A 10,810-nucleotide genomic window follows, 5' to 3' on the forward strand; every position below is an offset into this window, starting at 1 on the left:
TTCCTTTTCTTGTCCAATTAGCAAAATCAACAAAAAGTCGCATGAAAATAACAGAACATATTGAAGCTGCTCAAAATAAAACCTTATTCTCATTTGAAATTGTTCCACCACAAAAGGGTAAGAATATTCAAGAACTCTACGATAACATAGATCCATTGATGGAGTTTAATCCACCATTTATTGATGTTACTACCTCACGGGAGGAATTTGTTTATCTTGAAAAGGATGGATTATTTGATCGTAAGATAACCAGAAGTAGACCTGGAACTGTTGGTATCTGTGCGGCAATTAAGCACAAATACAAAGTAGATACTGTTCCACATGTCTTATGTGGAGGATTTACAAAGGAAGAAACGGAGTATATGCTGGTGGATTGTCAATATCTTGGTATCCAAAACGTGATGGCTCTTCGTGGTGATGCCATGAAGCACCAACGGTATTTTGAAGCTACCCCGGGCGGTCACAGCTATGCTTATGAATTGGTGGAGCAAATTAGAAATATGTGTCAAGGGAAATACCTGCATGAAACCCTAGAGAACTACAATAATAATGAATTTTGCATTGGCGTTGCTGGTTATCCTGAAAAGCATCTGGAGGCACCTTCTTTAGAGTTTGATCTTAAAAAACTTAAACAAAAAATTGACGCGGGAGCCGATTATATTGTTACTCAGATGTTTTTCGACAACAGCAAGTATTTTGAATTTGTTGAAAAAGCACGTGAGGCAGGTATCACCGTTCCAATAATTCCAGGGATTAAGCCAATAGCTGTTAAAAAGCACCTACAATTACTGCCGCAAGTATTTAAAATTGATCTGCCAGAAGACCTAATTTCGGCGGTGGATAAGTGTAAAAACAATAAAGAAGTACGGCAAGTGGGAGTAGAATGGTGTATCGCTCAGTCCAAAGAACTAAAAGATGCCGGTGTGCCCGTATTGCATTATTATTCGATGGGTAAATCCGATAACATTAAAAGTATTGCGCAAGCCCTATTTTAATTAATAAGGTTATTTTAGCATTTGAAAATTAAACGATGCGAAACCTAATTATAGTATTGATGTCGATCTATTGTATCGGGTTAAGAGCTCAACAAAAGGACAAAGTGCATACTTCTTACATTGACCTGAGCTACTTTTACGGAAATATAAGTAAGCACAACGATGACATTCTGCACTTGGTTACGGATCATCCAGAGGGTTATATACTTAGCTGGAGTAGAAAAACCTATGGGCATAAAGAGTGGGAGCAACGCTACAATTATCCTGATTACGGTGCCTCTCTGATTTATCATAATTTCAAGAATCCCTATATGGGAAGTAATACGGCTCTTTATGGGCATTATAACTTTTATTTCTTCAATAGAAGCCTCATGTTCCGAGTGGGGCAAGGGGTTGCCTTTGCAGAAAAGCCGTATGACAAAGAGGATAATTATCGCAATGTTGCCTTTGGATCAACTGTTCTAAGCAGTACTTACCTGATGTTAAACTATAAAAAGGAGCGCATATTCGATAGATTTGGATTCCAGGCAGGAGTAACACTCATTCATTATTCCAACGGAAATACCAAAGCTCCAAATACGAGTATAAATACGGTTAACTTTAATATCGGCCTTAATTATAACCTGGAGCAAGCCCAGCCAGAGTACATCGAAACTGCAGGGATTAACAGTGCTTATACGGAGCCTGTACGTTTTAATTTTGTCTTTAGAACAGGAGTCAACGAAAGTGATGTGATCGATAGCGGGCAGTTTCCCTTTTACGTCTTTTCGGCATATGCCGATAAAAGACTCTCTAAAAAGAGTGCTATTCAGCTAGGAACGGATGTTTTCTATTCTAATTTTTTAAAGGAATACATACGCTATAGTAGCATCGCCTATCCCGAGCGGGGAATTGACGGTACGGAAGATTTTAAAAGAGCAGGTGTGTTTATAGGACATGAACTTTTTGTGAACAGACTCTCTGTGGTTGCTCAAGCTGGTTATTATATTTATTATCCAGTAGATTATGAAGGAGAAGTGTATTTAAGAGGAGGGCTAAAAGCGTATCTTACTAAAGATAAAAAGTTCTTCGCCGCAATTACGGTAAAGGCGCATGCCGCACAAGCAGAAGGGGTTGAAATAGGAATTGGTTACAGACTTTAAAATGGGATACTTAAAGATGATTTTAAGCATAAAACACCTGCATATCTTACCTCATTTGATGGCATTTTACGTTCTTCTGGTATCTATAGGTTGTGATAGTGAGAATGCCAATGATTGTATACAATCTGCTGGAAGGATTATTGAGCAGCAGGTGGAGGTGGCCTCTTTTGATCGAATCTTGGTAGAGCGGAATCTTCATTTAGTTTTCATTCAAGAACAACAACAGAAGGTCATAATTAAAACCGGTGAGAATTTATTGCCCGATATTAAGCTTCAGGTTGTAGATGGACAATTGCAATTAAGAAATGAAAATGAATGTAACTTTTTTAGGGACTATGGACTGACGACTATCTATGTATCTAGTCCCGATATTGTTGAAATTCGAAGTGCTACACAAGGAGATGTACGATCCTTGGGGAGGATCACAGTCGATAAATTAAGGGTGTACTCGGAGAATTACAGAAACAACGAATACTTGACCAGCGGAGAATTTTATTTAGATCTGCAAGTGAATGAATTCCAATTGGTATTTAACGGAGTATCCAATATGCATATTCAAGGGCAGGCAAAACAATTAAATATAACGATGGCCTCTGGAAATGGACGATTTGAAGGACGCGATTTCGAGGTTGAAAATGCGCAAATCTATCATCGAAGTTCCAATGATGTGATAGTAAATGTCACAGGACACTTAAAGGCTGACCTATATGGGACTGGAGATCTTATAGCCGTAAGGCCACCTGCAACTCAACAGGTAAAGGAGCACTATAAAGGCCACTATATCATCGAATAAACGCGAGTGAAAAAAGGTCCCGTTTTTGCAAGAAATATTACTTCTTCGATGGGCGTTTATAAAGTTCCCCATTTTTCAATTTTCGGTTGTACTCGTTGAGGTCTTTTTTTACTTCACCAATTAAGATATACATCCCGATCATATTTGGAAATGCCATTGTTAAGATCATCATATCGGCAAAATCCAAAACCGCACCAAGTCCAACAGAAGCACCTACTACAACAAAGATTAAAAACATCACCTTGTATATAAGTTCAACACTATTGCCTTTCCCAAATAAGAAGGTCCAAGCGCGCATGCCGTAATATGACCAAGATATCATTGTGGAAAATGCAAATAGTAATACCACCATAGTTAATACATAAGGGAACCATGAGATTACTGTGGAAAAAGCAGCGGAGGTGAGTTGAACACCACCCACTCCTTGAACTTCGTGCATGCCAGTGAAAATTAGAACAAGAGCTGTCAAGGTGCAAACCAACACCGTATCGATAAAGGGTTCAATTAGCGCTGCATATCCTTCTGAAATAGGATGGTTGGTTTTTCCTGCACTATGTGCGATTGCGGCAGAACCTACTCCAGATTCACTTGAAAACGCTGCCCGTTGAAATCCTACGATCATGACCCCTATAATACCACCTTTTAGAGCTGTAGCATTAAAAGCGCCATTGTAAATAGCAGATAGTGCAGCACCCAAATTATCAATATTTATAACTATTATAATAATAGCAGCGAGTGCATAGATCCCTGCCATAACAGGTACAATACGACTGGTTACCTTCCCAATGCTCTCAATACCACCAATGATTACAGCGCCAACTAGAAATGCTAAAAAGAGACCAAAATAAAGCCCTTTTCCTTGCATGAATTCAAATTGACTGGCTAAAATTTCAAAGGACTGATTGGCTTGGAACATATTGCCACCACCTAATGTTGCGCCAACGCATAGAATCGCAAAGAGTACCGCTAAAAATTTACCTAATTTTTTAGCTTTCCTCTTCTCGAGTCCATGTTTAAGATAATACATAGGTCCTCCAAAAATTTTACCTTCAGAATTGATGGTTCTGTATTTAATTCCCAGTGTACATTCTGTGAATTTTGAGGCCATTCCAAGGAGCCCAGCAATGATCATCCAAAAAGTAGCCCCAGCACCACCGACGGATATTGCTATGGCAACCCCAGCAATATTACCCAGTCCAACAGTTGCGGAAACCGCGGTTGTCATGGTTTGGAAATGTGTAATTTTACCAGGCGCACTTGGGTCATCATAATCACCTTTTGCAAGTTGAAGCGAATGCTTCACCCCTTTAAAATTTATGAACCCTAGACGGATGGTAAAGAAAAAAGCACCAAAAATAAGCCATATTACAATTAACGGAATGTTGCTTGTTTTTGGGTCACCGTTGGGATGCCTCACTAGCACAGGCTGATCGAGCTTGATCTCCGCTAAATTATGAGCCCCAACCTCTATAACATGGGATTTGTTTGCAGCATTGTAAATTACCTCGTCTGTATCATTTAAATGTTTCAGTATGCCTGTAGCATTTGCATATACCTTAAGGTCCCCACTTTTGGAGGAGGTAACAATAGCGATCAAGTCTCCTTGTTCTACATGTTGGTTTTGGTCAACCACCCATTGCTTCAAAACAAAACGATCCTCTATTCCTGCCGTCCATCCTGGAATCGGTATTCTTTTAATGTCGGCATATACCTTAGGGTCGTAGATGCCAAAAGCACTAAAAGGATCCCAGAATAACACTTTAGACATTTGATTTACCAATGGGACAGCAGTGCCGTTAAAAAACTCTGGAATATTATTGGATTTAATTTTATAGCTATGTTGTACACTTGTACCCTTACTATCAGTGATGGTCACAGTATAAGGAATACCTTCCGTCAGTCCTGTGGCGGTATTGGAATCTAAAGGGGTGGTTTGATTGGACCACTTGTATGTATATGGTGGAAGACCTCCATGAACTTCTAAGGAGATATAACCATCATTTATGACCTTTGATTTATTACCTAAGGTTTCTTTTACCACCAAATCCTGACTCTGCAGTGAAAGAAATGAAATTGTGAATAGTAGGGTAAAAAGGTATTTAATCATAATATTTGCTATCGTTTCTAATTTGAATGGTATGTTTTAAAACCATGTGCATATCCACAGCATTTCAAGACTGTTCGTACGGATATTCCTTTAGTTACATTGTATCAACTCGTGAATTTACTAAAGTGAATAAATCGGATGTAACTTAAAAAGCTCGTTTAGTAAATCCTTCTTAATCTAAAGGTGAAATCAATCGAAAAAATGTGAAGATAAAGCATATATAGCTCCCGTAACCTCCGAGAAGAAAAATAATTTAGTTTATAGAACCATCCTATTTTTAAAATCCTTTAAAAAATTAAGCCACAAATATAATAGATTTATCTATTATGACCAGTAATCTACTTATTAATTTGCTTGTAATTAGTGTAATGGGACTGCCAAAAGAGGAATGTTTAATTCGTCCACAAGATCCTTTTTGTTATTTGCGGTAAAGAGACTGTATAAAAAATCCTTTCTTCTATGTCCAGCAATAACTAGGTCAATATTAAACTTATCAACCTTTTCTCTAATGACTTTTGAAACAGCGCCCTGAACTAAAATACTTTCGGCTTCTATATGGTAGTTTTTAGTAATATCTTGTGCCAACTTTTCAATAAAAGCGGCCTCTTTTTTACGATTTTCTGCTCTTTGATCATAGATAAACTGTGGTCCAGACTCTCTGGCAATGAGCGTATCGGGATCTGGTGTTGCCACGTGAATAATCCATATTTTTCCATTTGAGTAGCTTGCAAATTTAACAGCTTGAGTGATAAGTTTGTCGGCATCTTTCGTTTGACCAATGGCCACAAGTATGTTTTCCATATTTGTCTTTTGGTTTTATATACCATTAATATACAAATATTAGTTGAACTTACAGAAATCAAGGCATTAAACTTTGTTTAATCAATGAATTGGTGTAGTTCTAAGGTCTAGTCAATTCGATAAAGAGGCTCTCTAAGTCTTTATTTTTTTGATTTAATTGTAATGTTTTAAGCCCATTATCATGAGCAAAATCAAATAAGGACCCTCGCATATCTTTATCGGTGTCAAAGGTGATCTGATAAACAAAACCGACCGTGTTTTTAACCTCCAGCACCCGTGGTAGTTGCTCCAATAAGATGTTTTCTACCCGGTAGTCAAATTCGACTTCGATGACCTGTGTTTTTGAACAACGAAGGTCTTGAAGTATTTTATCAGCGACTATTTTCCCGTCTTTTATGATGATCACACGGTCACAAATGGCTTCGACTTCCTGCATGATGTGGGTGGATAAAAGGATGGTTTTTTCCTTCCCTGCTTCCCTTATTAAGTTTCTGATCTCGATAAGTTGATTCGGATCTAGGCCTGTGGTAGGTTCATCTAGAATAAGTACTTCTGGATCGCTGATTAAGGCGGCGGCTAGACCTACCCGTTGCCTATATCCTTTGGATAATGCCCCTATTTTCTTATGGGCATGGTCTCCAAGGCCGCAGTGGTGTATTATGGGTGTTATTTGATCCTTACTCACCTTGTATATCGAAGAGATGTAATTTAGGTATTCTCGAACATACATCTCTAGATACAAAGGGTTGTGTTCTGGCAGGTAACCAATACTTCTTTTTACCTGCATGGAATGCGTTGTGGCGGAATAATTATTTACCATCACACTGCCTTTATCTGGAGAAAGGAAGGTCGTTAGAATTTTCATTAGCGTGGATTTACCTGCTCCATTTGGACCTAGTAAACCGACGATTTCTCCTTTTTTAATAGCAAACGATATGTTGTCAAGGGCTTGTTTGTCACCGTAGCTCTTACTGATGTTTTTAATCTCTATAGACATCCTTGGTAAATTTATTGCGTATGCCGATCAAAGTAAGGGATTCTGTGGTTTAATTCCAAGAGTCTGTAAATTTAAGTGAATACAGGGACTTGCGGCTATAGCTTCACACCATCGTGATTTTGCCAAAAAAAAAGGGCTTGTTCATCTATAAATGCCCAAAATACTCATCTTGGTTAGCAGTTGATAATAACACCAAAACTATCAATCAATGCGAAGTAGTTTTTGGGCTAGATCAATCATCTCAGGATCTCCTGTGTGTTTATTGGGTTCATCCGATATTTTAACCGTTGGTACCCAACTTTTATTACTTGTTAAAACCTCGGTGAGTTTAATTACAATATTCATAGGCTTAAGACCGACATCATTAGTGAGGTTGGTTCCAATACCAAAAGAAAGACCGATTTTCCCTTTACAAGCCTTGGTTATTGCTTCCACTTTTTCTGGATTTAACCCGTCTGAAAAAATAATGTATTTGTAAAGTGGATTAATCCCATGCTTGTTGTAGTGTTCAATGGTTTTTTCGGTGAACTTATAAGGATCCCCACTATCATGCCGTACACCATCAAAAAGTTTAGCAAACTTAGTATCGAAATGTCTAAAGAATACATCTGTTGTATAGGTATCTGATAACGCTACTCCTAGGTCTCCACGAAATACATCCACCCAATGTTCAAGGGACATGGAATTGGCCATTTTAAATCCGTATTCTGCCGCGTGATACATAAACCACTCGTGTGCGTGGGTTCCTATGGGTTTTACTTGATGAATCATAGCCATATGGACATTGCTGGAACCAGTGAAGATGTCTGCTTTGTAGGTTGAAAGCGTATTCATAACAACTCTATGGGTACGATAGGAATGCCTTCTTCGGGTTCCAAATTCCGCAAACTTAACTTGGAGTTCATCATATAGTTTGATTTTCTCTAGGGTATTGGCAACAATTTTTTCATTGCTCCAACCTTCTTGCTCAGTAAGCTTGTAGAACAACTCACTAATGAGTGATAACAAAGGGACCTCCCAAAGTATGGTGCGATACCAGTAACCTTGGACACTTACTTTTAAATCTTCCCCATCTTGCTGGATACTTACCTCAGAAGGATCATAGCGATACCCTTCTAAAAAATCAATATAGGCTGGATTGAGATATGGGCAATTTTCAATTAAAAATTGTTTTTCGTCTTTGGTTAGTTGCAGTTGTGTCATCTGATTAACTGCACTTCGTAACGCTTTATCAAAACCTTTAGGGAATTTATGCTCCCCACGATTTATGAATTGATACCTAGACTGTACTCTGGGAAAAAGTTTTACCACAGCACACTGCATAGTGAATTTATAAAAATCGTTATCTAATATTGAGTTAAATACAGTGAATTGCGTATCCATAAGCATTACGAGCTTTGTAATTTTTTCGAAAGTTACTATTTATTTTCCAAAATAGTTAGGTTCCTATTTCGATCCCTTAGGATTCTAAAGCATAATTTTTTTAAAAAAATACGCTCGTATTTATGGGTTATAGGGGTTTATTTTTCCAAAATCATGGGGGAACTGGCCATTGGTGAATAAAGTAATATGCTCGAAATCCTATTTTTTGAGCTTCATTGGCCTGGATTCAAGTCAAAATTTGTGTCTTTGATTAAGTAAAAGATTAAAGGATGGATCTACTATTACCTTATCAAGAAGTTCTTCTTAAAGAATTTACGGAGGATTTTTTTAGAATTTGATATGGTAAATTATCATTAGAGCATATCTCAATCTCCCCCCAAAATTTAACCTTAGAAACTACCTCTCAAGATCAGATACTTAAAAACTCTTTTAGGAAAAGTTCATTTTTTAAAAAAGCAACTTGATACACCTCTTTCCTATGGAGCCAATAAAGTAGCCTTAGCTGTAAAAGTTATAATTGCGGCGTTATATACTGTCAATAATTTTTTACATCAATTAGTGCAAGCATGCCTGCTTAATTTTGGTGAACAAACCAACCGAAGTACTACCCAGTACTCCAGAGATTAGCAATAAAAGTGGATTCTTTCCTCGATAACACTCACCACTTTGAAGTAGGAGGAGTCGATAAATCTCTTCCATAAATTCTAGGGGCTTCCAATACTTCTATTCTAGCCGGTACCATTGAAACTGGGTTTTGGGAGTGCACTTCCCTTATGGGTTTTTCGATTTTTTCTTTAGTACTGTAACATTGATTTATAATCAGCTTTACGAACACGCATGTTTTCTTTGGTAAACTCAATACATTTCATCATATAGGTGTCATCATTCTTTTTGCTAGGTATAAATTGCATCTCCATCATCATGGTGTTCCCATCCATTGGAATGAAGGTCTTTGGAAGGCTGTTGTCTGTATTAAAAAGGCCACTGTTAAATCCAACTGGTGTTTGGTCAGTCACCCATATTCTAGAAACGCCATCTTCTGTGGTAAATTCATACCCTTTGCAATGGTAACCTAAGATTGATTTACTTTCGATTTCTACATAGTCAAGAGGTTCACTGTTTGATTCTTGATCTGCATTTTCAAGGATCTTTTGAAATAGTTTGCTGTCTGTTCGCATAGGCATGATAAGTCTCTGATCATCCGAATGCATAAACATGGTCATACTCTTATTGTCTAAATCAAGCACTGTAAGATTATCTTCTCCAGCCTGCGAGATTTTCGTCCCGAAATAACGTACATCGGGCTGAAGCCAATACTCCAATTGATTTTTATCATCTTTAGAAGTGATTTCCATAACGGCTTTATAAGAGAAATTATACTGATCTGGAATATTATCAATGTTTCCACCTCCGAATAAGGACTGAATGCTTTCCTGCATTTCTTTAGAATCCTTAGTAGCATGTTTTTCATTGGCGCTTGATTCAATCATGTCATCAATGGCATCATCGGTGGCCTTAGAGACTTCTTTTTCTGTTCTATTTAATACGGTTTGTTCGACGGCATCTCCAGCTTTCTTTTTTAGTTTTTTTAAAAATTGCCCATGGGTAGGAGCTACAAAACAAAAAAGCATTAATACGGTAAGGAATTTAATTGATTTCATAATGTTGGAATTTTGGATGATCTCTTAAAGTTAAGAACAATATTTTGGAATTACTTCAGAATCCGTGAATTACCATTGTTCTTCGGTGAATGGTATGAAATCTATGGTCAAGGCGCTATATTTTAAGTACTCCTAGGTTATTTTAGACAATTTCATAGACTGCTCAAAGCTACGTGGGCGAACTAGATAGATTAGAATTATATCATGCGATATAAGAATCGTGATGAAAGGTTGCTTTTGAAATCAAATCGTTAAAAAAAGTTATATTTTATCAGAAAATGAAAAAAATTAGGGGACTAGGGGTTTTAATTTCAAATTAATAGTTACTTTAGCGCCACAAACGTCAAGAGATCATGTTTACAAACGCTTATAACTGGAACTTTTATTTTTTCTTCTTTTACTTTTTTAAGAGAGAAGCGGGACTGTTATAGGTATTTGTGATAAAAATAATATGTTAGTCCCGGAAGAAATTTCGGGACTTTTTTTATGATCTAAATTTAAAATGAATACAAAAGTTGCAATACAAGGAATACTAGGTTCTTTTCACCATCAGGTGGCTCAAGAATACTTTGGAGTGGATACCCAGGTTGATGAATGCTTGTCTTTTGACGCATTGGTGGACAGCCTTTTGAGTAAACAAACCAAGGTTGCAGTGATGGCTATTGAAAATTCCATCGCGGGATCCATTATTCCTAACTATGCTCTAATTGATGCAAATGACTTGCATATCATAGGAGAGCACTACATTAACGTACATCATAATTTAATGGCGCTAAAAGGGCAATCTATTGAAGATATTACAGAGGTGTATTCTCATCCTATGGCTTTACTTCAATGTAAGGCTTTTTTTAGGCAATACCCGCATATCAAACTAATTGAAGATGTGGATACAGCAGAGGTGGCCAGAAGAATTCACAAGGGTCAGTTAAAA

Annotated in this window: 9 protein-coding genes; 4 read left to right on the forward strand and 5 right to left on the reverse strand. The window is 37.4% G+C overall.

All coding sequences use genetic code 11. The annotated features are described in order from the left end of the window. Window positions 1-41 precede the first annotated feature (41 nt). From metF to VKY50_RS06190, 3 genes are read left to right on the forward strand one after another with little or no spacing between them, the layout of a single operon-like run. Window positions 42-995: a methylenetetrahydrofolate reductase [NAD(P)H] gene (gene metF, locus VKY50_RS06180; protein ID WP_324299946.1), complete on the forward strand. Its 954-nt coding sequence runs from the start codon at window positions 42-44 to the stop codon at window positions 993-995. Window positions 996-1,030: 35 nt separating this feature from the next. Continuing rightward, window positions 1,031-2,137, forward strand: coding sequence for an acyloxyacyl hydrolase (locus VKY50_RS06185; protein WP_324299948.1), 1,107 nt, complete (start codon window positions 1,031-1,033; stop codon window positions 2,135-2,137). 16 nt (window positions 2,138-2,153) lie between these two features. Further along, window positions 2,154-2,930, forward strand: coding sequence for a head GIN domain-containing protein (locus VKY50_RS06190; protein WP_324299950.1), 777 nt, complete (start codon window positions 2,154-2,156; stop codon window positions 2,928-2,930). Window positions 2,931-2,967: 37 nt separating this feature from the next. Here the strand turns inward: VKY50_RS06190 and VKY50_RS06195 are convergent, their stop codons facing one another. From VKY50_RS06195 to VKY50_RS06215, 5 genes are all read right to left on the reverse strand, one after another. Further along, complete coding sequence (locus VKY50_RS06195) at window positions 2,968-5,037, reverse strand: amino acid carrier protein (RefSeq protein ID WP_324299952.1); 2,070 nt, start codon at window positions 5,035-5,037, stop codon at window positions 2,968-2,970. A gap of 360 nt (window positions 5,038-5,397) precedes the next feature. Then, window positions 5,398-5,838: a universal stress protein gene (locus VKY50_RS06200; protein ID WP_324299954.1), complete on the reverse strand. Its 441-nt coding sequence runs from the start codon at window positions 5,836-5,838 to the stop codon at window positions 5,398-5,400. Between the two features lie 100 nt (window positions 5,839-5,938). Beyond that, window positions 5,939-6,835, reverse strand: a complete 897-nt coding sequence (gene gldA, locus VKY50_RS06205) for a gliding motility-associated ABC transporter ATP-binding subunit GldA (RefSeq protein ID WP_324299956.1) — start codon at window positions 6,833-6,835, stop codon at window positions 5,939-5,941. A gap of 201 nt (window positions 6,836-7,036) precedes the next feature. Then, entirely contained in the window at window positions 7,037-8,224 is a 1,188-nt protein-coding gene (gene pncB / locus VKY50_RS06210) for a nicotinate phosphoribosyltransferase (protein ID WP_324299958.1), read from the reverse strand. A 788-nt stretch (window positions 8,225-9,012) separates the two neighbouring features. Further along, the gene (locus VKY50_RS06215; RefSeq protein ID WP_324299960.1) at window positions 9,013-9,879 is read right to left on the reverse strand and encodes a DUF4412 domain-containing protein; all 867 of its coding nucleotides are present in this window, start codon (window positions 9,877-9,879) and stop codon (window positions 9,013-9,015) included. A 502-nt stretch (window positions 9,880-10,381) separates the two neighbouring features. Here VKY50_RS06215 and VKY50_RS06220 point away from each other — a divergent pair. Beyond that, window positions 10,382-10,810: prephenate dehydratase domain-containing protein (locus tag VKY50_RS06220; protein ID WP_324299962.1), on the forward strand; the 429-nt coding region annotated here is incomplete at its 3' end.

This window comes from Galbibacter sp. (assembly GCF_035306585.1).
GTDB lineage: Bacteria > Bacteroidota > Bacteroidia > Flavobacteriales > Flavobacteriaceae > Galbibacter.

Coding starts and splice junctions, on each gene's coding strand:
- metF (WP_324299946.1), top strand. CDS start 42: ATGAAAATAACAGAACATATTGAAGCTGCTCAAAATAAAACCTTATTC.
- VKY50_RS06185 (WP_324299948.1), top strand. CDS start 1,031: ATGCGAAACCTAATTATAGTATTGATGTCGATCTATTGTATCGGGTTA.
- VKY50_RS06190 (WP_324299950.1), top strand. CDS start 2,154: ATGATTTTAAGCATAAAACACCTGCATATCTTACCTCATTTGATGGCA.
- VKY50_RS06195 (WP_324299952.1), bottom strand. CDS start 5,037: ATGATTAAATACCTTTTTACCCTACTATTCACAATTTCATTTCTTTCA.
- VKY50_RS06200 (WP_324299954.1), bottom strand. CDS start 5,838: ATGGAAAACATACTTGTGGCCATTGGTCAAACGAAAGATGCCGACAAA.
- gldA (WP_324299956.1), bottom strand. CDS start 6,835: ATGTCTATAGAGATTAAAAACATCAGTAAGAGCTACGGTGACAAACAA.
- pncB (WP_324299958.1), bottom strand. CDS start 8,224: ATGCTTATGGATACGCAATTCACTGTATTTAACTCAATATTAGATAAC.
- VKY50_RS06215 (WP_324299960.1), bottom strand. CDS start 9,879: ATGAAATCAATTAAATTCCTTACCGTATTAATGCTTTTTTGTTTTGTA.